A 25040-nucleotide genomic window follows, 5' to 3' on the forward strand; every position below is an offset into this window, starting at 1 on the left:
TTCCCTTTCTCACGTCGCTTAACGTTCAACAACATTGGGACGCTGGTCATCGCCAGCGAACGGTATTCCTATGCCCAGTTTTCGCGAGGACGCTCTCCATCGCATCCGGCAAGACGGTGATTTCGACGCCGTGGTCATCGGCGGCGGTATCAATGGCATCGCCGCCTATCGTGATCTTGCCCTGCAGGGGCTGAGAGTTCTTCTGGTCGAGCGCAGCGATTTTTCCTCGGGCTGCAGCGCTGCTCCCTCGCGGATGATCCATGGCGGCCTGCGTTATCTAGAAAACGGCGAATTCGGCCTGGTGGCCGAATCCCTGCGGGAGCGCGATGCACTTCTGAGGCTCGCACCGCATATGGTTCGGCCGCTGCCGACCACGATCCCGATTTTTTCGACTTTCAGCGGCCTGTTCAATGCGGCAGCAACCTTTGCCGGCTCCGGTGGGAAACCCGCAAGCCGGGGTGCTCTCGCCATCAAGGCGGGTCTGATGCTCTATGATTTCGTCACTCGCAAAAACCGCCTGCTGCCCCGTCACGTCTTTCGCGGCGCGGCCGATACTTTGCAGCATTGGCCGGATCTGACACCGGAGATCAGATATTCCGCCACCTATTACGATGCTTGGATAAGCCAGCCCGAACGGCTTTCTCTGGAGCTTCTGATCGACAGCCAGTCGGATGCGCCGCAAAGCGTTGCACTGAACTATGCCGAACTCGTCCGTGTGGGCGATGAATATGGTCTGCGGACGGAGGAAGCGGACGAAATCCTGCCGATAGGGCCCCGGATCATCATCAATGCAACGGGAGCCTGGATCGACGAGACGATCGGCGTATTGGCCGATGGCCCGGCGTCGGACAGGGCAAAACCCACCGTTTCAGGCACCAAGGGATCGCATCTGATCCTTGCCAATGAGGAACTTCTCAAGGCGCTGAACGGCCACATGATTTTCTTTGAAAACACGGACAACCGGGTCTGCATCCTCTTCCCTTATCTCGACCGGGTTCTTGCGGGATCGACCGATATCAAGGTGGATCGGCCCGAGCGGGTGCGCTGCGAGCCCGAGGAACGGGACTACATTCTGGACGCGATCCGGCAGGTCTTTCCGCAGATTGCCATCGATCGCTCCGACATCGTCTTCAGTTTCAGCGGTATACGCCCATTGCCGCGAAGCGATGCCGCCTTCACCGGGAAAATATCCCGCAGCCATTTCATCCACCGCGTTGCGGGTGATCCGCCGCAGCTCTGCATGATCGGCGGCAAGTGGACCACTTTCAGAGCTTTTGGCGAACAGGTGACCGACGAGGTTCTGGCCTTTCTTGGACGAAAGCGGCTGACCGGCACCATGGACCGCGCAATCGGCGGCGGCAGGAATTTTCCGGCCGGTGCAGGCGGCCTGCCTGCCTTGTTGTCGGAGGAGTTTTCTATTGCCGAAGACCGGGCGGAGCATCTGGCCCTGGCTTACGGCTCCCGCGCGTTTGAGCTGATGGGTTTTTGCCGGGATCGTTCGGATGACGTGCAGCTTTCAGAAAAATCGCCGATCACGGCAGCGGAAGTGGTCTGGCTTATCCGTTGCGAACAGGTGCGGCACCTGACCGATCTCGTCCTGCGTCGCACGACGCTCGCCATCACCGGCGTCATCGATGCCGATCTGATCGACGCGATGCTCGCCGTTGCAGCGCGCGAGTTGGGCTGGCTACCAAATCAGGCGTCAGCGGAACGTCAGCGGCTCATTCACGAGCTGGAGACCTTTTACGGGGTCACGCCGGCAATGCTTCAACACAGATGCAAGGAGAATGCATGATGATGCGGATTTCGAAGAAGGCGCGCATGAACAGGCTGTTCCGCAATGGCGGCTGTCTGGATGTGGCCATCGATCACGGGGTTTGTAACGAGCCGAGCTTCCTCGTCGGGCTGGAGGACATGTCGCAGACCGTGGACCGGCTGGTAGACGCTCGCCCCGACGCCATCCAGATGGCCTACGGCCAGGCAGACCTGCTGCAGCAGCGACCGGAGCGCGACAAGCCGGCGCTCGTCATGCGCATCGACATGGGCAACCCCTATAACTCAACACGCCACAGGACCATGTGGTCGCAGCTTCAGAATTATCATGACCCGATCATCGGCGCGCTGGAAATGGATGCCGCCTGCGTCGTCGTGAACCTGTTCATGCTGCCGGACGAACCCGAGCTCTTTCGTCAATGTGTTGAAAACATCAGCCGCGTGCGCGCCGATTGCCATCGTTTCGGCATGCCGCTGATGATCGAACCTTTGGTCATGCTGCCGAATGATGTGCGCGGCGGTTATCAGGTGGATGGCGATGCCGAAAAGATCGTTACGCTGGTTCGTCTTGCCTCGGAAATGGGAGCCGATATCATCAAGGCCGATCCGACCAGTAACCCGCAGGACTTTCACAGGGTGATCGAGGCGGCGCGGTGCCCGGTGCTGGTGCGGGGCGGGGGGCGTGAGGACTTGCGCAATGTATTGGCGAAATCGGCGGCTCTGGTGGCCGAAGGTGCAAACGGCATGGTTTACGGGCGCAATATTTACCAGCACGACAATCCCAAGGCCGTTGTTGCGGCGTTGATGGCCATCATCCATCAGGGTGCGGGTGGTGAGGAAGCATGGGATATCTATAATCGTGGCTGACAAAAATCACATATTGGGTCTGGATGTCGGCAACACGGTCATCAAGGCCGTGCTGTTCGACACGGCGGGCCGACAGGTTGCGCAACACGCGATCGACGGACAGTCGACATTCCCGCAGCCCGGCTATGTCGAGCGCGATCTCAAGGAATTGTGGCGCAACGGCTGCGAGGCGATCCGTCAGCTTCTGGTAAAAGCGGCTGTCGATCCTCGCAGCATCCTCGCGGTAGGCTGCGCCGGCCATGGCAATGGTCTTTATCTTCTAGACAAGAAACAACAGCCCCTGATCGGCATCCAGTCGCTCGACAGCCGCGCCGCCGATGTGGCGGCCGAGCTTGACGGGAAAAGCGGAGCGCAATTGCAGGCCCGCTGCCTGCAGCGGCCATGGCCTGCGCAAACCCCGAGCCTTTTGGCCTGGGTGAAGCGACATGCACCCGATCTTTACGCCCGGACCGGCACGGTGTTGTTCTGCAAGGATTTCGTCAATTTCCGCCTGACGGGCTGCCTTGCCAATGATATTTCCGATCTCAGCGGCGCGGGACTTTTGGCTTTGCCGGAAGCGCGGCTCGACCGCGAGCTTCTGTCTCTTTACGATATCGAGGACGCGTCCGCGTTTTTCCCCCATCGCGTGGAATCGGCCGACATCGTCGGCCAGGTAACGGGCGAGGCTGCGGCTATGACGGGGCTATCCGAAGGCACACCCGTCATCGGCGGTTTCTTCGATGTGGTCTCCAGCGCCATGGGGTCGGGCGTCATCAATGCCGGGGAAGCTTCGATCATCGCCGGCACCTGGAGCATCAACCAGGTTTTCGCAGACAGGCCGGTCATCAGTCCCGATGTCTTCATGGTTACGACCTTTGGCCGCAACCGCTATGTCAATATCGAATCCAGCGCCACCTCCGCCGCCAATCTCGAATGGTACGTGCATCGTGTTCGCGGTGACCACGGCGCCCACGCCTTCGAGCGCTGCAACGAATTGGTCGGCTCCGTTACCCCGCGCGTCGACGATCCGTTCTTCCATCCGTTCATTTTCGGCTCACGGCTGGGTGCGGAATTTCGCGGCGGCTTTTACGGCCTTGCGGGATGGCATGGTGAAGGCCACATGTTGCGCGCCCTGTTCGAGGGGGTGTGTTTTGAGCATCGACGCCACATCGGCGTCTTGCGCGAAGCGGGCTTGCCGGTGGAAAGCGCCGTGATGTCCGGCGGCGGTTCCCGCAGCCAGCATTGGCCGCAGATCATGGCTGATGTCCTGGAAATTCCGCTGCGTGTCGCGGAGGCCCGCGAGACAGGTGCGCTCGGTGCTGCCATTGGCGCGGCCGTGGCGATTGGACTTTATCCCGATTATGAGGAGGCGGTTTCGGCGATGACACGGGTTGCGAATGCCTACCAGCCGGATGCTGCGCAAGTCTCGCATTATGCGCGGCGTTATGGTCTCTATGCGGAGTTGACCGCGCAGTTGCGTGGCTTCTGGAGCGCCTTGCGGCTGGCGCGAACCTGAGAGTGCACCACGTCCAGACGATCAACCGGGCCGTCGCCGGACAAAGCGTTGCTCCAAGACCTCGCTTCCCCATTGGCTGCCCGGATATTCCTCGACGCATGTAAAACCATGGGTCTCGTAAAGGTGGCGTGCGGTCGAGAGACCGTTGAATGTCCAGAGATGGGTTGCGGCGAAGCCATTTTTGTCGACAAAGGCCAGTGCTGTTTCGAGCAGTCTGCGTCCGACACCGCTGCCGCGCACACCGTCGTCGACAATAAACCAGCGCAGATGCGCAATATCCGCTCCGAGATCTTCGCCGTCGATCGCGATGGAGCCGATGATTTGCTGGCTGCGCATTGCAACCCAGATCGCGTTCTTCGGGCTGTCCAGCCGGTTGCAAAAAGCCGCGAGGCCCTCTGCTACAACGGATTCGAAACGCTGGCCGAAGCCGGATGTCCGGGCGTAATAAAGCGCATGCATCTGCGTGATGCGAGCGATGAGCCCTGGCCTGTAGCCTTCGATGACCTCGACGGCCGGAGCCGTGACATCGCCCCTGTCTCCCAGCGCATCGGCATAAAGGCGTAGCCCTTCCAGAACCGTGAGAGCTTGCGCCGGGCCGATCCGTGTTAAGGCACTCGATACCTGCCGATTTGCGAAGGCGTGAATGGTTCCCACCCTATTGTGCCCGGGTTTGGTCAGGCGGAGCCGTTTGATTCGGCTATCGTCGATATCCGTCTCCTCCAGGAGGTCTCCTGAAAGGACGAGTTTGCGAAGCATTCGGCTGACGCTCGATTTCTCCAGCCTGAGCAACTTCGCCAGATCCCGAGCTGTGATGCCGGGGCACGCCTCGATCTCGATCAGCGCGTGCACGGCGGAGGGCGGCAGATCAGTGCCGGCAAAATCTCCTCCCATAAAGCCGAGTTCGCGAACAAGCCGCCGCGAGATGGAGCGGATATCGTGTATGGGAAAGGGCTGTTCAGGCATGGTTAATCCAATATGGTTGCATGATGCAACTATATACACATGCGGAACGGTCTGCCAAGGCCATCTCGGCATAAGGACTGGCTTTCTTGGCAAATATTGGCGATCCTCCTTCCATGCACCGATAAAGCGCCTCTCTGCCGCACCAGGGAGGTCAATAATCCGGTCAGGGAGCAGATATGCCCGATACGCCCCGCTTTTTCCGTTATGCCGTTTTGGTTGCGATGTTCCCCGTCGCCGCCCTCGGGCTTGTGGGAACGCCAAATGAATATCGCGCCGTCGGTATCGAGGCTATCGATTGCGACGGCCCCCTATCGGTTCTTGTCGCTGCTGTGCCGGCGTTTTTGGCCTATGCCGTCATCGGCTGGCTGTTTTTGTCTGGCGCCAGGCGCCATCGTTCGCTGATTTCCGGTGGCATTGGCGTGCTGGTATCCCTGGCGCTCACTTGGAACATCGGTCTGGCGCTTCAGGAACATCAACGAAACGCGGCTGAAATGGTCTGCGGTGGCAGTGGCAGGCTTTGACCTGCCCTGAGATCGTGGAACGCTTCCCTAGTCCCGGAACCGGAGGTTGCGGCGGGTCAACTGCTCGACAGTTGTGCAGCCCATCAGCTTCATGCCGCGCTCGATTTCGATACGCATTGTTTCCAAGGCCCTCTCGACCCCGGCCTGGCCTGCAGCGGCAAGCGGGAAAAGATAATAGCGGCCAAGCCCCACGGCTTTTGCCCCCAGAGACAGGGCTTTTAGTACATGGGTGCCACGCTGAATGCCGCCATCCATCATCACGTCAATCCGGTCACCGACCGCATCGACGATCTCGGCCAGCTGGTCGAAAGCGCTGCGGGAACCATCAAGCTGGCGGCCGCCATGATTGGAGAGCACGATGCCGCTGCAGCCGATCTCGACGGCACGCCGTGCGTCGTCCACCGACATGATGCCTTTCAGGCAAAAAGGTCCGCCCCATTCGCGCACCATCTGCTCCACGTCCTCCCAATTCATGGAAGGATCGAGCATTTCGGTGAAATAGCGGCTGATGGAGAGCGCTCCACCGTCCATCTTGATGTGATCGTCGAGTTGCGGCAGGCTGAAGCGCTCATGGGTCAGATAATTGATGCCCCATGCCGGCTTCATGGCAAATTGCGCAATGCCGGAAAGATTGAGCTTGAAGGGAATGGCAAATCCCGTGCGCTTGTCGCGCTCGCGGTTTCCGCCGGTGATGCTGTCCACCGTCAGCATCATGGTTTCCACACCGGCGCTTTTTGCGCGTGCCATCATATCGCGGTTGAGGCCACGGTCCTTGTGGAAATAAAACTGATAGACCTGCGGCCCGCCGCTGATGCGGCGCGCTTCCTCCAGACTTGTGGTGCCGAGAGAGGACACGCCGAACATCGTGCCGAATTTGCCGGCCGCCGCAGCAACCGCCCGTTCTCCCTGATGGTGAAAGAGGCGCTGAAGTGCCGTTGGGGAACAATAGACCGGCATTGACAGCTTCTGCCCCATGACGGTGACCGACATATCCACATCGGCAACGCCGCGCAGCACGTCCGGAACCAGATCGCATTTTTCGAAGGCGGCCGTGTTTCGTCGATACGTCACCTCGTCATCGGCAGCGCCGTCGATGTAGTTGAAGATCGGTCCGGGAAGACGCTGTTTGGCCATGCGGCGAAAATCGTGGAAATTATAGCAGTCTTTGAGTTGCATCTGTTGCCCGACCGGTCAGGTTTGAAAGCTCGAAAAAGATCGAGTGAACCTATACCGGGTCTCAGGGGCGGGCAATTGCGTCCGGGGCGAATTTTGCAGTTCTCAGGTGGTTAGCGATCCCGGCGACCTAGGCTCTCGAGACGGCATGCAGCGCCTTGCCGGTATCAAGAAAGCTCGTAATGTTGGCGATTGTCGTGTCCGCAATGTTTGTGAGTGCTTCCTGTGTGAAGAAACCCTGGTGACCGGTCACCAGAACATTGGGAAAGGTCAACAACCGCGCGAAAACGTCATCGCGCAACACATCATTGGACAGATCCTCGAAAAAGAGATCGGCTTCCTCCTCGTAGACGTCAATGCCGAGGGAACCGATGGTGCCGTCTTTCAATCCGGCAATCGCGGCCTGCGTGTCGATGATGGCGCCGCGGCTGGTATTGATGAGCATTACGCCCTTTTTCAGCAGCGGCAGCGTTTCGCTACGAATGAGATGGCGGGTCTCCGGTGTCAGCGGGCACATCAGTGTGAGTACGTCCGACGCGCGGAACAGCTCCTCCTGCGTGACATAGGTCATGCCCAGCGCCACGCAATCCGGATTCTGCCGGATATCGTGGCCGAGCAGACGGCAGCCGAAGCCGGCCGCGATATGCGTGAAGATCGCTCCGATCTTTCCCGTGCCTACAACACCAACCGTCTTCCCGTGGAGATCGAAGCCAAGCAGCCCGTCGAGTGCGAAATTTCCCTCGCGAACGCGATTATAGGCGCGGTGAATCTTGCGGTTGAGCGACAGGATGAGCGCCATGGTGTGTTCCGCCACCGCATAGGGCGAATAGGCCGGCACGCGCGCAATGGTGAGGCCGAGCTTTTCGGCGGCCTGAAGGTCCACCTGATTGAACCCGGCGCATCGCAGGGCGACAAGTCGCACACCCATTGCCGCAAGTTTCTCGAGCACCGGTCCGGACAGGTCGTCATTAACGAAGGCACAGATCGCCATCGCTCCCTCCGCCAACGCTACCGTTTCGGCAGACAGGCGCGCTTCGCAATATTGCATCTTCATGCCAGGGTGGGCGGCAACGTCAAGGAACTGCCGGTCATAGGGCTTGGCGCTGTAAACCACGATCCGCATCTGCTTCTCCAGTCTCCAAAAGAAAGCTGCCGTCACAGGGCGGTGCGTTCGGCAGATGGCTCAGCTGTGAAGGCCCGGGGCTTCCTGTCCGGTGCTTTCGACATATTCGGTGTACCCACCACCATATTGATGGATGCCATCGGGCGTCAGTTCCAGAACCCGGTTCGAAAGGGCGGCCAGGAAATGACGGTCATGCGAAACGAACAGCATCGTGCCTTCATAATCCGAGAGGGCCTTGATCAGCATTTCCTTGGTGTCGAGATCGAGATGGTTGGTCGGCTCGTCCAGCACGAGGAAATTCGGCGGATCGAACAGCATGGCAGCCATGACGAGACGGGCCTTTTCCCCGCCGGAAAGAACGCGGCAACGTTTTTCCACGTCGTCGCCGGAAAAACCGAAACAGCCTGCAAGGGCGCGCAACGGCGCCTGCCCCGCCTTTGGAAAGCGCTCTTCCAGCCATTCCAGGATGGTGCTGTCACCGTCAAGAACATCCATGGCGTGCTGGGCGAAGTAACCGAGCTTGACGCTGGCGCCGAGGGTAACCTTGCCGGAATCCGGTTCCGCCGTGCCGGTCACGAGCTTCAACAGCGTTGATTTTCCTGCACCATTGACGCCCATGATGCACCAGCGTTCCTTGCGCCGCACCATGAAGTCGAGATCGCCATAAATGGTGCGGCTGCCATAGGCCTTGTTCACCTTCTTCAGCGCCACGACATCCTCACCCGAGCGGGGCGCCGGCGCGAATTCGAAAGCAACAGTCTGGCGCCGGCGTGGCGGCTCGACGCGATCAATCTTGTCGAGTTTCTTCACGCGGCTCTGCACCTGCGCGGCATGCGAGGCGCGCGCCTTGAAACGTTCGATGAACTTGATTTCCTTGGCGAGCATGGCCTGCTGGCGTTCAAACTGTGCCTGCTGCTGCTTTTCATTCTGCGCGCGCTGCTGTTCGTAAAAGCCGTAGTCGCCGGAATAGGTGGTGAGACTGCCGCCGTCGATTTCGATGATCTTGGTCACGATGCGGTTCATGAATTCCCGGTCGTGCGAGGTCATCAGCAGCGCGCCGTCATAATTCTTCAGGAAATCCTCAAGCCAGATCAGGCTTTCAAGATCGAGATGGTTGGAGGGTTCGTCGAGCAGCATCACGTCCGGCCGCATCAAAAGGATGCGGGCAAGCGCGACGCGCATCTTCCAGCCGCCGGAAAGCTTGGAAACATCGCCGTCCATCATCTCCTGGCTGAAGCTCAACCCGTCCAGCACCTCACGCGCACGGCCTTCCAGCGCGTAACCATCAAGCTCTTCGTACCGCGCCTGCACTTCGCCGTAACGTTCGATGATGGCGTCCATCTCGTCCATCCGGTCGGGATCGGACATGGCGGCTTCCAGTTCCCGAAGCTCCGCCGCGACCTCGCTGACCGGGCCTGCACCCTCCATAACCTCGGCCACGGCAGAGCGGCCGGACATTTCACCGACATCCTGATCGAAATAGCCGACCGTCATGCCCTTTTCGACGACGACCTGACCCTCGTCCGGCTGCTCCTCGCCGGTGATCATCCGGAAAAGCGTGGTCTTGCCGGCACCGTTCGGACCGACAAGGCCGATCTTCTCACCGCGATTGAGCGCGGCGGAGGCCTCGATATAGAGAATGCGGTGACTGTTCGACTTGCTGATGTTTTCGATACGGATCATGACAGGGCCTGTGAATGGGAGCGGCCCTCCTATGCCACGGGCCGCCGCCGCTGTCACCTGCCGCACATGTTCTGTCAGCCATGCGGCGGAGAAGGCGCTCCGGCGCGGCGGCGCCGGAAGCGGATCAGTTGGTGAGCGTGGCTATGCTGCCTGCAGCCTTGCGGGCGATTTCGCCAAAGGCTGTTACGATCTGCTCCATGTTTTCAGGGGCGTAATAATTGTCAGCGCTCGATGCGCAATATTGCAGCAGCGCCTTGCCCTTGTCTGGCGCCATGAAGGCGACGCTGAAAATCTTTATTCCATCTTTCTTGGCAGTCTCGCAGGTGGTGCGCACCGACTGGTCGATGCTGGAATTCCACGAGGCGCTGTTTCCCGTCATTTCGCCATCGGTCATCAGAACAATATAGCGCTCGAAGGATTCGTTCCCCAGCGTTTTATGTGCCTTCGCCTCGTCGGGATTGGCTTTCTTGAGTGCGTTATAGGCGGCGTTCAGGCTGCTGCGGGCATCCGTGCCGCCGGTGGGAAATTCCGGAATCTGTTTGTCCACATAGCTGACAACACTGCTCGTGCCCCAGCTGAGGGGCTGGGCGGCATAGGTCTCGTGCGTATAGACCGAGGCACCTGTCCGCACCAGTTGCGAACTGCCGTTGGCAGTGTAAGTCGGGTCGGCCTTGTTCAATGTGGCGACGAGAAATCCGACCGCGGTTTTGAGCGACGTGGCCTTGTTGACATAGCAGGGGCTGGACGTAACCTGCGCTTCGCTCTTGCCCCAGTTGCTGGCGGTATAATTCGGGCACGACTTTTTTGCGGCATTGACGGTATCCGTCTTGAACGACATCGAGCCGGAACGATCAAGCGCCAGATACATGGAGATCGGAGCACCCTTGTTGACGGTGCTCTTTGCGGTGCCGGTTACCGAAAGATCGAGTGTTTTTGCGCCAATGAACCCGAGGAGCGGATTGAGCTGAACCTTGTGGTTGATCGTGGTTTCGATCGTGTAGGTCTTGCCTCGGGCATTTTCCGTCGTCGTAATGCTGGTTGGAGAATTCTCCTCCAGTTTCTTCTTTTCTTCTTCGGTCAGGCTTTTTTCCATCTGCGCGGCAATGAAGCTCTTGGCGATTTCCTTGATCTGCTCATCCGTCAGATCGCCCTTTTTCAGCCGCGCCTCGGTTGCCGCCGCAAGGGCGGCTGAATCCGCAGTGTTCTGCATGTCCGCTTTGACCTGCATCACATTCGCCAACTCCATGCCGGCACCGGCAAAACCGAGCAAGACAGGCAGCAGGATTGCCGTCATGATGCCGAAATTGCCGCTCTTATCGGTCAGGAAACGGCGCTTCAATTTGTCAGGTGCGGAGGCGGTCATAGGGGGGCTCACCGATTAGAATATTCGACTGAGCGCAGGAAACCCGCAAACGATGTAAAATCCGCTAAGGTGATCGGTTCAATTTTACGCAGTGGTCAAATTGACGCAGCTTTCAAAGTATTTTCAAGAATTGTCGTCGCGAAGGTCTGGAATAATACACGTTGTGTCATTGCTGGATGGGGATCACGTCGACCGCCTGTTTTATCTGCTGATTGCCGTAGCTCTTCAATACCCCGATAACGGGGGCGACATCGGAATAATCCCTGCCATAACCGACGACGATATGGTCGCTCCCCGCCACGATGTCGTTGGTGGGATCGAGCTCCAGATAACCGGCAGCCTCGCCGCACCAGATGCGCACCCAGGCGTGCATTGCATCGGCGCCTTCAAGCCGTTCCTTGCCGGGCGGAGGAATGGTACGCAGGAAACCGCTGACATAACCGGCGGGAATGCCGAGGCTGCGCAAGGCCATGATCATGATATGCGAAAAATCCTGGCACACGCCGCGCTTTAGTTTGAAGGCTTCCGCGGGTGTCGTATCAACGGTCGTCGCCTCGCCGTCATAGGTGAAGTCCTTATGGATCCGTTTGCACAGAGAGAGCGCAATTTCGCGAATGGTCATTTCGGGCTTCAGCACTTCCCGGGCATAGGCGGATATCGCCGTGTCCATTCCAATCCTTGGACTAGCGCCGATAAAGTGGTGCGGTGACTGGAAATCGAGCGACCACACACCGGCGAGGTCCTGCGGCAGGCGGGAAAGCTCGGGCGAGAAATCCGCCGTCAATGCCGGGGCTTCCACCATCACCCGCGCCTGCATGCGAATATCGAGCTTTTCATGCGGTGCGCGCAGATGCACCGATGTTGCCGAGAGATGAAAGAAATCCTCGAAGACGGCCCGTTCTTCCGGCGTCGGCGAAACGTCGATGGAGCCGGCGACGAGCCGCTGTCGACCCGGGATGGAGAGCGGCAGGACGCGGATGATGTGGCGTGCGCCATGTGCCGGCGTGTCGTAGGTGTAACCCATATGCAGGGAAAGATCATAGAGCATAGGATTATCCGAGATAGGTCCGGGCCAGAACATCGGAAAGATGCTCCATGTCGGTTTCGAGCTGGCGGTAGATCGCGCCATTCATGTTTTCCGGCGTCATGACCGCCAACCCGGAATGCAGACGCATCGCCTCGCGGTAGAAGGGCGACATCTGGCCATTGACGAAGGCGTTTGGAAGCTGCTCCACCTCGGTGCGGATCTCGTTCAGCTGAAACAGGATCGAGCGGGGATTGAGCGGGTCGAGTGCCAGAAGATCGGTCACGGTCAGACCTGCCGTATTGACGTTATACCGCCGGCGATGGGTCATGACGCTGTCGCCGATTTCAAGCAGCATGTCATAGGATCCATCTGGCGCGTCCGGGCCGGTCATATGGCCGAGAAGACGCGTCATATGCAGTCCACGTTCGAGATAACGACCGATCGACAGGAAACGCCAGCCGGTAAAGCGATACATGTTTTCGTGCACCAGGCCGGCAAAGCCCGCAAGCTTGCGCAAGAGGACCGTCATGGCATGGGTCGCGTCGTCGCCGGGAGCCACTTTCGCGTGGAAACGGCGGGCTGTCTTGGCAAGATCGTTCAGCGCCAGCCATCCGTCCGGTGAAAAGCGGTCACGAATGTTGCTGGCGGAATAAAGCGCGCTGTTGATGTTGGTAAGCAGGCTTTCCGGCACGGCATCGTTCATCTCCACATCAAGCGCTTCGAGATACCGCGTGACATGCGCGAGCAGCGGCTGGCGCGGATCAGCGGATTCGGCATAACGCCCATGCCAGGCGCGAAGGATGCGCAAGGCGCCTTCAGAGCGCTCGATGTAACGACCCAGCCAGAAGAGATTGTCGGCCGCGCGGCTTGGCAGGCTGCCCGGCATGTTGCGGGTGAAGCTCTCTTCCGCCGGCAGAAGCGTGGTGCGCTCCACCGGTCTGTCGCTGACGATCCAGACATCAGCCGCGCTTCCGCCCGATTGCATGGCGATGGCGGACACGTCGTCACCGCTGCCGATCCGGGCAAAGCCACCCGGCATGATCTGCCAGCCATCCTGGGTACGGGCGGCAAATACACGAAGGCTCATCGGGCGCGGCACGAGCTTGTTGTCGATATAGGCCGGGGTGGTTGAAAGCTTCACCACTTCCTGGCCCACCAGCCTGTGGCCATCGGAGGCAAGCCAGTCGCTGATCGATTCCTTTGCAGTTTCTCTCAGGGAAGAGCCGAGCACGGACTGGCCGTTATCGTCGAAGAACGGAAGCCGGGAATAGGCCGGGCCAATGACCATGCCTTCGATATTGCCGGCGACGTGACGGCGTTCAGCCTCCTGTCCGCACCACCAGGTGGCGATGGACGGCAATTTCAGTTCTTCGCCGAGAATGTGGCGGCAGATGCGCGGCATGAAGGCAAGCAGCGCCCGCGTTTCCAGAATTCCGCTGCCGAGCGCGTTGACGATGGTGAGCGCTTCATTGCGCAATGCCTGTACCATGCCCGGCGTGCCGATATGGGATTGCTGGTTGAGCTCCAGCGGATCGGAATAGGATGCGTCGAGACGCCGCCAGAGGACGCCGATCGGCTTCAACCCGGCAACCGTTCTGACCATGACGCGGCAATTGACAACGGTCAGGTCTTCGCCCTCCAGCAGCATGAAGCCAAGATAACGGGCGATATAGGCGTGTTCGAAATAGGTCTCGTTGGCCGGGCCGGGTGTTAACACGGCGATCCGGTCGTCAGGGTGTTTTCTTTGCGCCTGCAGCGTGTCGCGGAAAGCACCAAAAAACGAGGCCAGACGGTGAACATGGGTTTCGGCATAGATGTCGGAGAGCGCACGCGTGGTCGCTACCCGGTTTTCGAGCGCGAAACCCGCACCGGAGGGCGCCTGTGTCCTGTCGGCCAGCACCCACCAGTTGCCATCTGGCCCACGCCCGATCTCGAAGGAACAGAAATGCAGGTAATGACCGCTTGCCGGCTTTACGCCGACCATGGGGCGCAGATATTCGGGATTGGAGGCAATCAGCGCCGGCGGCACATAACCTTCCTTCACCAGTCGGTTTTCGCCGTAAAAATCGGCGACCATGGCTTCCAAAAGATTGGCGCGCTGCTTCAACCCCTCGGCAAGAACCGTCCATTCCCGGTCGTCGATCAGCACCGGAATATGGGAGATCGGCCAGTTTCTTTCGCTGCTGCCCTTGCCGTAATCGCGGTAGAACACGCCGGCATCGCGCAGATAGCGGTCAGTGCGGGCAAAACGCTCATGCAGCTCCCGCTCAGACATGCGCGAGAGGGCCTCGAGCAGGGTCTTCCAGACCGGTCTCACCGTGCCGTTATTATCGAGCATTTCGTCGGCAACGCCAGGCAAAGGGGAATATTCAAGCCCGCTTGGTCGCGCGCTCGCTTCCGTCTTGCGTTCCGTTGCCGGGGCTTTGGACAATTTATACTCCGTAAGGCCGGCGCAGATCGAGCGTCAGCGGAAATTCTGGCGACACGGTTTCCGCCCGAAGCGGATATTGCCCTGCCGTATGCCCCCATGGTTCGAAACGGGCGAGGCGGCGTGCCTCCGCCTCATTGCCGTTGACGGGAAATGTCTCGTAATTGCGCCCGCCCGGATGAGCAACATGATAGATGCATCCGCCGATCGATCGCCTCGACCATGTATCATAAATGTCAAAGGTCAAGGGTGAATTGACGGGCAGCAAGGGATGTAGGCCGGAAGCGGGCTGCCATGCCTTGAAGCGGACGCCGGCAACCGCGACGCTGCGGTTTTCCGTCGGAGTCAGCGGAACGGCGCGGCCGTTGCAGGCCACCGCGTAGCGGGCGGGATTGGATGTTTCGAGCCGCACCTGCAGGCGCTCGATGGAGCTGTCGACATAACGCACGGTGCCGCCGATGGCGCCCTGTTCGCCCATCACATGCCAGGGTTCCAGCGCCTGGCGCAATTCCAGCTTTGATCCTTCATATTCCACCTCCCCGAAGAAGGGGAAACGGAACTCCTGCTGGGCGGTGAACCATTCGGGCTTCAGGTCGAAACCGTTTTCCCTGAGGTCTGCAAGCACATCCAGGAAATCCGCCCAGATATAATGCGGTAGCATGAAACGATCGGCGAGTGCCGTGCCCCAGCGCACGAATTTGCCGACGGCCGGGTTTTTCCAGAAACGCGCAATGAGAGCACGCACCAGCAACTGCTGGGCAAGCGACATGCGCGCATTCGGCGGCATTTCGAAACCGCGAAATTCCACCAGCCCGAGGCGGCCAGTCGGTCCATCAGGCGAAAACAGCTTGTCGATGCAGATTTCGGCGCGGTGGGTATTGCCCGTTACATCCGTCAGAAGATTGCGGAACAGGCGGTCAACCAGCCATGGCAAGGGCGGAACGCCTTCACCGGGCAGCGGCACCTGCGCGAGCGCGATCTCCAGTTCGTACAGACTGTCGTGGCGGGCTTCGTCGATACGTGGCGCCTGGCTCGTCGGGCCGATGAAGAGCCCTGAGAAGAGATAGGAAAGCGAGGGGTGCCGCTGCCAGTGCAGCACGAGACTTTTCAGAAGATCGGGTCGGCGCAGGAATGGGCTGTCATTGGGATTGGCGCCGCCCACCACCACATGGTTGCCGCCGCCGGTGCCGGTATGACGGCCATCGATCATGAATTTGTCGGCACCGAGACGTGACTGGCGCGCCTCTTCGTAGACTGCGGTGGTAATGTCGACACAGTCCTTCCAGCTTGAAGCGGGGTGGATGTTGACCTCTATTACACCGGGGTCGGGCGCGACGCGGATTACATTGATACGCTCATCATGCGGCGGCGCATAACCCTCTATGTGGACTGGCAATCCAAGCTCGGCGGCTGCCGCCTCCGCTGCTGCAATCAGCTCGAGATAGTCCTCGATGCGTTCCACTGGCGGCATGAAGACGCAGAGCCTGCCGTCACGCGGTTCCACCGACATGGCGGTGCGCACCGCGCCGCCGATTTCGCCGAGAGTCTGCTCTACGCGTTCCTGCCCCGCGGCCTCGCTGGCATGGAAAGAAGCTTCGGGCATGGCCCGGCCCGATGGCGTGAAGACGTCGGGAAGCGGACCGCGAGGGATCGAGGGGTCTGCCTCGTGAATATAGGGATAGGCGGATGGCGGCACATAGGGCAGGGTGCCGAGTGGCAGGCGGTAACCCACCGGGCTGTCACCCGGAACGAGGAATATTTTACCGCGCCGCGTCTTCCATTTTTCGCTGATCCAGCGCTTGCCGGCGGCGCGCGCATTCCACGCCTGAACGGGAAGAATATAGCCGGTCGGTGTCGTGAGTCCCCGCTCGAAGACGCGGGCTATGCGGTTTCGCTCCTCCGGGTCCTTCAGCTTGGAATTTGACGGGTCAACATTGTCGGGAAGGCTTCCTTCCTTGATGATCCATTCCGCCGGATCCTCATAGGCCGGCAGCACCAGCTCCCGTTCGATGCCGAGATGGGAGGCGATGCCGCCCAGCAGTTTCTGCGCGTCTTCCGCCTTTGCGCCGGTATTCGCGCCCTCCTCGGCGATAAGCGCCGGGTTCTGCCAGATTGGCAGGCCATCCTTGCGCCAATAAAGCGAGAACGTCCAGCGCGGCAGGCTTTCGCCCGGATACCATTTTCCCTGGCCGTAATGCAAAAACCCACCCGGTGCGAAACGCTCGCGCAGGCGGCGGATCAGCAGGTCGGCCTTTTCGCGCTTTGTCGGCCCCACCGCACCGGTGTTCCACTCATCGGATTCGAAATCGTCGATGGAAACGAAGGTCGGTTCGCCGCCCATGGTCAACCTGACATCATGGGTATTCAGAACCTCATCGACCTCCTGGCCGAGCGCATTGAGTTCGTCCCAGCTTTCGTCCGAAAAAGGCTTGGTGATGCGCGGCGTCTCGGCAACCCGCCGGACCTGCATGTCGAAGGCGAATTCCGTGTTGGCATGGCCGTAATAGCCGCCGGAAATAGGCGCGGCGTTGCGGTAATGCGGTGTTGCCGCCAAGGGAATATGGCTCTCGCCGGTCAACAGACCGGAAGTGGGGTCGAGGCCGATCCAGCCCGCACCCGGCATATAAACCTCGGCCCATGCGTGCAGATCGGTGAAGTCCACTTCGGTGCCGGATGGGCCGTCCAGCGCCTTGAGGTCCGGTGTCAACTGGATGAGATATCCCGACACGAAACGGGCAGCGAGGCCAAGATGCCTCAGGACCTGCACGAGCAGCCAGCTGGTATCGCGGCAGGACCCCTTGCCGGAAGCAAGCGTCTCCTCAGGTGTCTGGACGCCGGGTTCCATGCGGATGACGTAACCGATCTCCTGCTGCAGGCGGGCGTTGAGGCCGACGACCATGTCCACCGTCTGCTGACCTGGAGTGCGGTCGACAGTGGCCATGAAGGCGGCGAGCAGAGGGCCGGTCGGTTCCGGCTTCATGTAGATGGAGAGATCGTCGCGCAGTTCCTGCGGATAGTCGAAGGGCCACTTTGTCGCCTCTTCCTCCACAAAGAAATCGAACGGATTATAAACCGTCATATCGGCGACAAGATCGACCTCGATCTTGAATTCACTCACCGGTTCCGGAAAAACGAAGCGGGCAAGGTAATTACCGTAGGGATCCTGCTGAAGGTTCACGAAGTGATTGGAGGGTGAAACCTTGAGAGAGTGGCTGATGACGCTGGTTCTGGAATGTGAGGCGGGCTTCAGTCTGATGATCTGTGGTCCAAGGCGAACCGGATTGTCGTATTTATAATGCGTCAGATGATAGATGCTCGCTTTGATCGCCATTAATCTGCCTTGCCCGGTTTTCCGGCTTATGCGGTTTGTCCGCCCCTCTGAAATTACTCGGATTTTGTGCAATGCAGGAAAAGAAAGCAAGGATCATTTCCTGGGGCAATCGCATTGTTGGTCGAAGCCGCTTCATTTGCCTGCACGAAGAATTGCGCGGGCTTTCAGGTTGTCGCCGCGGAGATTTCGCCGGCATTGTGGACATGGTCGAACGGCGTGTTATTGCTTGGCATCGAAAGGCGCAGAATCGCGACCGGCTTTCTTTGCCCACTGACGTTTCGGAATGGATGAATGGCAACATCGGTAAGCGACGATCAGCGCAAGGGCGCGGCTAACCTTTCGGGCTTCGATCTCGATTTTCCGGCTCAGCTGCGCGTGATGGGGCGCGCCTTCTGGACATCGCCGGTGCGCAACCGTCTGATCTTGCTGTCGATGGCCCTTCTCACGGTGATATTGCTGACGGCCTACGGGCAGATCAGGCTCAATGAATGGAATGCGCCGTTTTATAACGCGCTGGAACGGCGCGATCTCGACGCCTTCCTTCATCAGCTCGAGGTTTTCGCGGTCATCGCCGGGCTGTTGCTGCTCCTCAACGTCATTCAGACCTGGCTCAACCAGATGACGGCGCTTAACATGCGCGAGGGTCTTGCCAAGGATATGGTGGACCAGTGGCTGAAGCCGGGTCGAGCCGCCCGCCTCGCCAGTTTCGGTACGATAGCCATCAATCCGGACCAGCGGCTCCATGACGATGTCCGCAACCTCGCCGAAAGCAGTACGGCGCTTTCGATCGGTCTCGTGAACGCGACGATCCTGCTTGTCAGCTTTATCGGCGTTCTCTGGTCGCTCTCGGCGGGCTTTGCCATTACCATCAGCGGCGATACCTATGCTATCCCCGGCTATATGGTCTGGGCGGCAATCCTTTATGCCGGTTCCGCTTCCCTGCTCAGCAACCTCGTCGGTTATCGGCTGGTGGGGCTAAACGCGGAGCGTTATTCCAAAGAGGCTGAGCTTCGCTTTTCGTTAATGCGGGCCAGCGAAAATCTTGCCGCCATTGCCCTTGCGCGTGGCGAAAAAAATGAGAGGCGGCGGATTGGCGTCGATATCGATGCCGTCCTCGGTGTCATCCGGGGACTCGCCATGGCGCTGACACATCTGACCTGGGTCTCGGCGGGATATGGCTGGCTGGCGGTGGTGGCGCCGATCCTGATCGCGGCTCCGGTCTATTTTTCCGGCAATCTCACTTTCGGCGGGCTGATGATGGCGGTCGGCGCCTTCAATCAGGTGAATACGGCGCTACGCTGGTATATCGACAATTTCGGGCCGATCGCCAGCTGGAAGGCGACGTTGCAGCGTGTCTCCGTTTTCCGGAACGCTTTGATCCAGATGGACAGCGTGGAACAGCACGGCCTGACGATCGATCTGCAACGCAGCGCAGAGAATGACAGAATCCGTCTTCAGTCGGTTACGATCTGCCGCGATGCGGGCGGGCAGGACATTGAACGCGGGTTCATGCTGCATGAGGCGGATGTCGAGGTCGGGCCGGGCGAACGGCTGATGATCAATGGTGAGCAGGGTGTGAACCGGCGGCTTTTGTTCGCAGCTATGGCGGGGCTGTGGCCCTGGGGCCAAGGCAGGATAGAGATGCCGGATCAAACCGACACGCTTTTCATTGCTCAGCACGGTTATCTACCGGCAGGAACGCTGCGCGAAATCATGGCTTATCCGCGTGCACCCCAGCGCTTTGCGGATGAGGATTATGTTTCGGCGCTCGCCGCAGCGGGTCTCGGCGAGATGGCCTCTCGTCTTGATGAAAACATCCGTTGGGACAAAAAACTGGATTCGGACGAACAGGCCAGCATCCGGGTTGCCAATGCGCTGTTGCTGAAACCGAAATTCATCGTCATTGACGATCTGCTGGAAGGCTTGGAAAAACAGACGCAGGACACGCTGGCCGGGGTTTTGAACGGGATCGAGGGCGCGGCGATTGTTTATATCGGCCGGTCCGAGACTTTTCTGTCGATTCTTTCTCCGGCGGTCGCCCATCTAGACCACGTCTCCCAGAAGGACGGGACCGACAGGCGCGATGGTGGCGCCCCGCAATAGCTCAATGGTCGTGCTGCCGGGTGTGCCGATCGAGGCGTATCAGAGCCGCAAATGCCATTTTTCAGAGTTGAGCCGCTGTTGTTTGGCGATACTTATGGTGTGGTTCGGCTCCACCTGTGAGCGGAAAGCCAGTGTACCTGTTGCCAGGCTGATGGCGACAACGCTAGCGACCGCCAGAACTATACGATCGTAACGCTGCTGTATCGTGTTGTTTCCACTCCAGTCATAGGCCATTTGTACGCCCCCGCGCTTTTTTGGAATCGTGCCCCATCATGGTTAACCGAAGCTTACGATGCCCCTGTGATTCCTTGCGGTTTTGGAAGGGCTGCCGCGACAAATCGGCTATTGGCGGACGGGGTGCGGTTGTTTAAGTCCGGCAGCGGGAGGTTTGTGAAAGGAATTTGACAGATGGATCAGCAGCCGCCCGCCGATATGGAACTGACGCTCAGAACGCTTGCCATGCCTGCCGATGCCAATCCGGCCGGCGATATTTTCGGCGGCTGGGTCATGTCGCAGATGGACCTTGCCGCCTTCGTCCGCGCCAATGATGTGGCCGGCGGCCGAACCGTCACGGTCGCAGTCAACGAGATCGTCTTCAAGAAGCCGGTCAAGATCGGTGATACATTGTGCGTCTATACCCGCATCGAAAAGATTGGCCGCACCTCCGTCACGCTCAAGATCGAAGCCTGGACGCGCCGGCACTATCGGGATTCGCGTGAAAAGGTGACAGAGGCCGTCTTCATCATGGTCGCCGTCGATGAGAACGGTGAGCCGCGCCCGGTTCGGAAAGACGTATGAGGCGTTGATTTTCCTTCCGGATGCTGTCCGGAACGCATCGTGGAGAGACCGGCAGCGCAAGCGCCTTGGCCTTTCCGCGACCCCCATATTTCGGAAATATCGAATTTATTTATCAATTTTTGCGATCAAGATATGGAGTAGGACGGGGATCAGGCTTTGACCATTCCAGGTGTTGTTATTGTCGGCGGCGCTCATGGCACGCTCGCCCTCGCGCGCAGCCTCGGGGCCCTGAATGTGCCTGTTTATTACCTTACCCATGACTCACCCCTGCCTAGCTGGTCGCGTTTCGTGCGGGAGACAATACGCTGGGCCGGTCCGCACGACGCAGGGGCAATGTCTTTCCTGCGGCAGATGGCCGACAGGCATCATCTCAAGGGTTGGCTGCTGGTCCCATCCGGCGATGGTGAGGTTCAGCTCGTTTCGCAGCAACACGATGAACTTTCGGCTCTCTACAAGATCGTTCTGCCAGACTGGGCGGCGCTGCAATGGCTGTGTGAAAAACCGCTGCTATACAGGCGTGCGGCGGAACTCGGCGTCAGCATTCCCAGGACCTATGCGCTGGCATCAGCCGCTGATATCGATGCGCTTGACGTGCTGTTTCCCGTCATTCTCAAGCCAAATATGGGCGGCGGCGATACTGCGATTGCCCGCGCCAAGGTCGTCCGCGCCGAAGATCGGCAGGCCCTGAAAGCCGCCTTTGCCGAGGCCAGCGAAGAGATCGGCGCCGGCAATGTGGTGGTGCAGGAACTCATTCCAGGTGGCGGACGAAACCAGTTCTCCTATGCTGCCCTGTGGCTGAACGGAGAACCAGTGGCGGAATTCACCGCCCGGCGCATCCGTCAGTATCCGGTCGATTTCGGTTACACCAGCACTCGGGTCGAGATTGTCGACAACCCGTCGGCGATCGATGCCGCCCGGACAATATTGAGGTCCGCCGGTCATAGCGGACTGGTCGAGGTGGAATTCAAGTTCGATGACCGGGACGGGACGCTGAAACTTCTCGATGTGAATCCGCGTCCTTGGTCGTGGTTCGGCCTCTGTTCTGCTGCCGGCATTGATCTTGGCGCATTGTTATGGCGTGCCGCCAACGAAGAGCCGACCGGCGAGCCGGTCAAGGCCCGCAACGGCACGTCGTGGTCCTATCTTGTCCGTGATCTTGTTGCCGCATTTACCCTGGGGCGGAGAGGGGAGGTGCGGGCTGCCGACTATCTTGCGTCCCTCGCCAAAGTCCGCAGTTGGGCTGCATTTGCGCTGAATGACCCGCTGCCGGGCCTGATCGACCTGCCGCTCACAGCCTTCAGGGTGTTGAAAAAGCGGATATTACCCGGCCTGTCGTCGCGACAACCGGCGGGACTTTTTCTGCAGCCGGTAAAACGCCTTGTGAAATACACCGTCATAAGGGCCGGGCTGGAGGTGAGTTCCCTTCCGGCTGTCCGCTCGGCATTCCCTTCGCTTGCCGGGCGAGGTGTCATCTTCACGCTTCACCACGTGCGTCCGGGCGGCGCTGTTTCGGCTTTCGCGCCCAATGTACAATTGTCCGTCACGCCGGAGTTCCTCGAAGAGGCCATACAGGCGGCGCTCGAATCGGGTCTCGTTCCCGTGCACCTGCATGATCTTCCGGCACTGCTTGCCGGCAGCGGAGAAGACCGGTCGTTTTGTGCCTTCACGCTTGATGATGGCTATCGCAACAACGCAGACTACGCCGCGCCGATCTTTCGCAAATATGGCGTTCCCTACACGATCTTCATCACGCCCGGTTTTGTCGAGCGTAAACGCGGCCTGTGGTGGGAGACCGCCGCCGCCTTGACGCAGAAGGCGGCGTCGTTCGATTTCGATTTCGGGGCAGGGCCGGAGCACGTGACATGCGGAACGCCCCTGCAAAAAGCGGATGCATTCGCGCGGCTGGAAAATTTTGTCCAAAGTGCCGCCGAAGATGAAGCGGTGGAGAGGATCGATCGCGCCGCTCGACAGTGTGGAATCGATCCGGTTGACATCGTGGACGAGCTTATCATGGATGCGGCAGAACTCAGGGCGCTGTCGGAGGATCCTCTGGTGCATCTCGGCGCCCATACCATGACCCATGTGAATATGCGCAAGATCGACGCTGAGCGCCTGGCTCACGAGATTGCGGAATCGAAGCGCCGGGTAGAGGAATATGCGGGCCATACACCGCGCTCCTTTTCTTATCCCTATGGTTGGACGAAGGCGGTGGGCGAGCGCGAGGCGAAGGCGGTATCGGACGCAGGGTTTTCCGCGGCAGTCACCACACAGGCGGGGGTTCTCGGCCTCGGCAGTCTCGAAAAGCCCGCACTCTTGCCGCGTGTTTCACTGAACGGCCGCTTTCAGAAAAAGCGCTTCGTCAAAGCCCTTATCTCCGGTCTGCCTTTCCGCTTCGTTTAGCGACGCGAGGGTTCGTCATCCTTGCTGGCACCCCGCTACCGGTGGGCATGGCTGATCTTGCTTTCCATTTCTCTCCGACGACTTGAAAGGTTCGTGCGATCAATTTTGTTATTCACATCTCTTTATCTATTGAATATAAATAAATTTATCGATGTAAAACCTTACAACTTTTCGAAGGCGATGCCGTGCTGTTGATTTTTGCCGATGATCTGACCGGCGCGCTCGACGCGGCCGCCCCCTTTGCCGGGCGCGGAATGGTGACAGAGGTGGCAACGGGGCTGGAAGGCGTGCATGCGGCGCTGGCCGCTGCCCCTGCCGTTCTCAGCGTCAATCTTGGATGCCGCGATGGGAAGGCGGACGAGGCCCGACGTCGCACACAGGAACTACTGGCACTGGTTCCAGCCGACACGATCCTGTTCAAAAAGATCGATTCCCGCCTGAAGGGACATATTGCGGCTGAAATGGATGCAATTTCTTTCCGGCGCGCTCTTGTCGTGCCGGCGATTCCGGATTTCGGACGTATCGTCAGCGGCGGCGCCGTCTCGGGCTTTGGGGTTGAAACCGCCATCGCGATTGATGAAAAACTGGGAAGACATGCCCTGCGTTGTTCGATACCCGATGCGCGAACGACTGAGGATATCAGGCAGGCCCTTTCTGCCGCGCAGGCTGAAGGGGTTGATCTTTTCATTGGCGCGCGTGGTCTTGCAGAGACTCTGGCGGCGGTGATGTCGGCACGCGTCCTGCCCGATGTTGCAACCGTTCCACCTGGCAAGGGGATCTTTGTCATCGGTTCCCGCGATCCGATTACATTGGAGCAGATTGACGTCCTCAAGAGCGCGGATCTGGTGTCGATCATTGAAGCGCCCAACGGTGCCGTTCCTCGGGACGCGGACGAAGCCGTCGACCTTTCCCTCATTCAGGCAACCCAGGGGAATGAGTATCTTTCTTCGCTTGAAGTTTCAGACCGGCTGGCGGAAGGGGTCGTTCCGCACTTCACGGCCGGCGCGGGCAGGCTGCTTCTGTCGGGTGGGGCAACGGCCGAGGCGGTGCTGCGCGCGATGGGCATTTTGCGGCTGCGTCTTGCCGGCGAGTGCCTGCCGGGCCTCGGTGTCGGCTGGGCGGGAAACCAATGCATCATTGCGAAATCGGGCGGTTTTGGGCAAGCTGACACATTGAAACGTATCGCGAAAATGATGCTTGGCGCGACAGATGCTGGAGAGAGCTGACCAGATGGGGCTGATGAAAGAAACGGCGCGCAAGGCACTTCCGGACATTATTTTCGAAAGGATGCACCGGGCGATAAAATCCGGCGCTTACAAGCCGGATGAAAGATTGCCGACCGAACATGAACTCGCCATGGAATTCGAAGTGTCCCGGCCGGTCGTTCGCGAGGCACTACGGCGATTACGCGAGCAGGGTTTCATTTACTCCCGCAGAGGTTCCGGCAGCTATGTCCGGGCCTTCGGTTTGCGTGAACCGCTTGGCTTCGGACAGCTGGAAAACGTTGCGGACCTTCTGAATTGCTACGAATTCAGGCTGACGCTCGAGCCCGCGGCGGCCGCTGCCGCGGCATTACGGCATGACGCCGAGAGACTTGCGGCCATCAGGAAGGCGCTTGAGCTGATGCGGGATGCGACCAACCGCCAGTCCCACCGCGAGGATGCCGACTATCAGTTCCACCTTGCCATCGCGCGGGCGGCGCGGAACAGCTATTTCTCCACCGCGATGGAGGCTCTCAAGGATCATATCGCGGTCGGGATGAAATTCCACGGCATGTCCGTAAAGCGCGAGGCCTCAGGCCTGACCCGCGTTTTTGCCGAGCACGAGGCCATCGCAAAGGCGATCGCGGATGGAGATGCCGATTCAGCCCGCCAATTGATGCTGCAGCACCTGACAGGATCGCGCGACCGGCTTTTCGAGTCGTCGCACGGAGATTAGGCGACTCAAGTAAACGGCCCGAGAACCGATGCGCGTGACCGCGCATCGGTTCTG

General features: G+C 59.5%; 19 protein-coding genes. 10 read left to right on the top strand and 9 right to left on the bottom strand.

Annotation, left to right across the window (positions count from 1 at the left end; translation table 11 throughout):
- Window positions 1-70: 70 nt before the first annotated feature.
- Genes BTN45_RS19355 through BTN45_RS19365 form a run of 3 tightly spaced genes read left to right on the top strand, consistent with a single transcriptional unit; the run spans window position 71 to window position 4135 of the window.
- Complete coding sequence (locus tag BTN45_RS19355) at window positions 71-1795, top strand: glycerol-3-phosphate dehydrogenase/oxidase (protein ID WP_207590607.1); 1725 nt, start codon at window positions 71-73, stop codon at window positions 1793-1795.
- 2 nt (window positions 1796-1797) lie between these two features.
- On the top strand, window positions 1798-2640 hold the full coding sequence (locus BTN45_RS19360) for a class I fructose-bisphosphate aldolase (protein ID WP_207591680.1): 843 nt from the start codon (window positions 1798-1800) through the stop codon (window positions 2638-2640).
- Entirely contained in the window at window positions 2633-4135 is a 1503-nt protein-coding gene (locus BTN45_RS19365) for an FGGY-family carbohydrate kinase (RefSeq protein WP_207590609.1), read from the top strand. The genes BTN45_RS19360 and BTN45_RS19365 overlap by 8 nt, the downstream gene beginning before the upstream one ends.
- Window positions 4136-4156: 21 nt before the next feature.
- On the opposite strand, the gene BTN45_RS19370 is transcribed toward BTN45_RS19365, so the two are convergent.
- Window positions 4157-5098, bottom strand: coding sequence for a bifunctional helix-turn-helix transcriptional regulator/GNAT family N-acetyltransferase (locus tag BTN45_RS19370; protein ID WP_207590611.1), 942 nt, complete (start codon window positions 5096-5098; stop codon window positions 4157-4159).
- Window positions 5099-5274: 176 nt separating this feature from the next.
- Here BTN45_RS19370 and BTN45_RS19375 point away from each other — a divergent pair, with 176 nt between their 5' ends.
- Entirely contained in the window at window positions 5275-5619 is a 345-nt protein-coding gene (locus tag BTN45_RS19375; protein ID WP_207590613.1) for a hypothetical protein, read from the top strand.
- A gap of 27 nt (window positions 5620-5646) precedes the next feature.
- On the opposite strand, the gene BTN45_RS19380 is transcribed toward BTN45_RS19375, so the two are convergent.
- From BTN45_RS19380 to BTN45_RS19410, 7 genes are all read right to left on the bottom strand, one after another.
- Window positions 5647-6795: an alpha-hydroxy acid oxidase gene (locus tag BTN45_RS19380; RefSeq protein WP_022563314.1), complete on the bottom strand. Its 1149-nt coding sequence runs from the start codon at window positions 6793-6795 to the stop codon at window positions 5647-5649.
- Window positions 6796-6922: 127 nt separating this feature from the next.
- Window positions 6923-7915, bottom strand: a complete 993-nt coding sequence (locus BTN45_RS19385; RefSeq protein WP_207590615.1) for a 2-hydroxyacid dehydrogenase — start codon at window positions 7913-7915, stop codon at window positions 6923-6925.
- Between the two features lie 60 nt (window positions 7916-7975).
- Window positions 7976-9598 (bottom strand): ABC-F family ATP-binding cassette domain-containing protein, encoded by a 1623-nt coding sequence (locus BTN45_RS19390; protein WP_022563316.1) that lies wholly within the window; start codon window positions 9596-9598, stop codon window positions 7976-7978.
- Between the two features lie 124 nt (window positions 9599-9722).
- Entirely contained in the window at window positions 9723-10961 is a 1239-nt protein-coding gene (locus BTN45_RS19395) for a TadE/TadG family type IV pilus assembly protein (RefSeq protein ID WP_207590617.1), read from the bottom strand.
- Between the two features lie 166 nt (window positions 10962-11127).
- Window positions 11128-12009: a transglutaminase family protein gene (locus tag BTN45_RS19400; protein ID WP_207590618.1), complete on the bottom strand. Its 882-nt coding sequence runs from the start codon at window positions 12007-12009 to the stop codon at window positions 11128-11130.
- 4 nt (window positions 12010-12013) lie between these two features.
- Entirely contained in the window at window positions 12014-14419 is a 2406-nt protein-coding gene (locus tag BTN45_RS19405; RefSeq protein ID WP_207590619.1) for a circularly permuted type 2 ATP-grasp protein, read from the bottom strand.
- 1 nt (window position 14420) lies between these two features.
- Window positions 14421-17747, bottom strand: coding sequence for a transglutaminase family protein (locus BTN45_RS19410; protein ID WP_207590620.1), 3327 nt, complete (start codon window positions 17745-17747; stop codon window positions 14421-14423).
- A 71-nt stretch (window positions 17748-17818) separates the two neighbouring features.
- On the opposite strand from BTN45_RS19410, the gene BTN45_RS19415 reads away from it, so the two are divergent.
- Together BTN45_RS19415 and BTN45_RS19420 are read left to right on the top strand one after the other, a co-directional pair.
- Window positions 17819-18082, top strand: a complete 264-nt coding sequence (locus BTN45_RS19415; RefSeq protein ID WP_034500309.1) for a hypothetical protein — start codon at window positions 17819-17821, stop codon at window positions 18080-18082.
- Window positions 18039-19850: an ABC transporter ATP-binding protein/permease gene (locus tag BTN45_RS19420; protein ID WP_207590621.1), complete on the top strand. Its 1812-nt coding sequence runs from the start codon at window positions 18039-18041 to the stop codon at window positions 19848-19850. The genes BTN45_RS19415 and BTN45_RS19420 overlap by 44 nt, the downstream gene beginning before the upstream one ends.
- 39 nt (window positions 19851-19889) lie before the next feature.
- On the opposite strand, the gene BTN45_RS19425 is transcribed toward BTN45_RS19420, so the two are convergent.
- Window positions 19890-20084 (bottom strand): hypothetical protein, encoded by a 195-nt coding sequence (locus BTN45_RS19425; protein WP_022563322.1) that lies wholly within the window; start codon window positions 20082-20084, stop codon window positions 19890-19892.
- 174 nt (window positions 20085-20258) lie between these two features.
- Between BTN45_RS19425 and BTN45_RS19430 the strand changes: the two genes are divergently transcribed.
- From BTN45_RS19430 to BTN45_RS19445, 4 genes are all read left to right on the top strand, one after another.
- Window positions 20259-20648 carry an acyl-CoA thioesterase gene (locus BTN45_RS19430; RefSeq protein WP_004437343.1) on the top strand — a complete coding sequence of 130 codons (390 nt, stop codon included), beginning with the start codon at window positions 20259-20261 and terminating at the stop codon, window positions 20646-20648.
- Window positions 20649-20804: 156 nt separating this feature from the next.
- Window positions 20805-23048, top strand: a complete 2244-nt coding sequence (locus tag BTN45_RS19435) for a polysaccharide deacetylase family protein (protein ID WP_207590627.1) — start codon at window positions 20805-20807, stop codon at window positions 23046-23048.
- A gap of 185 nt (window positions 23049-23233) precedes the next feature.
- Entirely contained in the window at window positions 23234-24274 is a 1041-nt protein-coding gene (locus BTN45_RS19440) for a four-carbon acid sugar kinase family protein (protein WP_207590629.1), read from the top strand.
- Window positions 24275-24278: 4 nt separating this feature from the next.
- Window positions 24279-24986 carry a FadR/GntR family transcriptional regulator gene (locus tag BTN45_RS19445; RefSeq protein ID WP_004437348.1) on the top strand — a complete coding sequence of 236 codons (708 nt, stop codon included), beginning with the start codon at window positions 24279-24281 and terminating at the stop codon, window positions 24984-24986.
- Window positions 24987-25040: the final 54 nt, after the last annotated feature.

The organism is Rhizobium sp. ZX09 (assembly GCF_017357485.1).
In the GTDB taxonomy this organism is placed as follows: domain Bacteria; phylum Pseudomonadota; class Alphaproteobacteria; order Rhizobiales; family Rhizobiaceae; genus Agrobacterium; species Agrobacterium pusense.

Bases quoted from the DNA above. Each gene is read 5' to 3' on its own strand.
- BTN45_RS19400 (WP_207590618.1), bottom strand. From the start codon at position 12,009: ATGCTCTATGATCTTTCCCTGCATATGGGTTACACCTACGACACGCCG.
- BTN45_RS19360 (WP_207591680.1), top strand. From the start codon at position 1,798: ATGCGGATTTCGAAGAAGGCGCGCATGAACAGGCTGTTCCGCAATGGC.
- BTN45_RS19385 (WP_207590615.1), bottom strand. From the start codon at position 7,915: ATGCGGATCGTGGTTTACAGCGCCAAGCCCTATGACCGGCAGTTCCTT.
- BTN45_RS19380 (WP_022563314.1), bottom strand. From the start codon at position 6,795: ATGCAACTCAAAGACTGCTATAATTTCCACGATTTTCGCCGCATGGCC.
- BTN45_RS19425 (WP_022563322.1), bottom strand. From the start codon at position 20,084: ATGGCCTATGACTGGAGTGGAAACAACACGATACAGCAGCGTTACGAT.
- BTN45_RS19370 (WP_207590611.1), bottom strand. From the start codon at position 5,098: ATGCCTGAACAGCCCTTTCCCATACACGATATCCGCTCCATCTCGCGG.
- BTN45_RS19375 (WP_207590613.1), top strand. From the start codon at position 5,275: ATGCCCGATACGCCCCGCTTTTTCCGTTATGCCGTTTTGGTTGCGATG.
- BTN45_RS19395 (WP_207590617.1), bottom strand. From the start codon at position 10,961: ATGACCGCCTCCGCACCTGACAAATTGAAGCGCCGTTTCCTGACCGAT.
- BTN45_RS19410 (WP_207590620.1), bottom strand. From the start codon at position 17,747: ATGGCGATCAAAGCGAGCATCTATCATCTGACGCATTATAAATACGAC.
- BTN45_RS19355 (WP_207590607.1), top strand. From the start codon at position 71: ATGCCCAGTTTTCGCGAGGACGCTCTCCATCGCATCCGGCAAGACGGT.
- BTN45_RS19445 (WP_004437348.1), top strand. From the start codon at position 24,279: ATGGGGCTGATGAAAGAAACGGCGCGCAAGGCACTTCCGGACATTATT.
- BTN45_RS19415 (WP_034500309.1), top strand. From the start codon at position 17,819: ATGCAGGAAAAGAAAGCAAGGATCATTTCCTGGGGCAATCGCATTGTT.
- BTN45_RS19390 (WP_022563316.1), bottom strand. From the start codon at position 9,598: ATGATCCGTATCGAAAACATCAGCAAGTCGAACAGTCACCGCATTCTC.
- BTN45_RS19430 (WP_004437343.1), top strand. From the start codon at position 20,259: ATGGATCAGCAGCCGCCCGCCGATATGGAACTGACGCTCAGAACGCTT.
- BTN45_RS19420 (WP_207590621.1), top strand. From the start codon at position 18,039: ATGGCAACATCGGTAAGCGACGATCAGCGCAAGGGCGCGGCTAACCTT.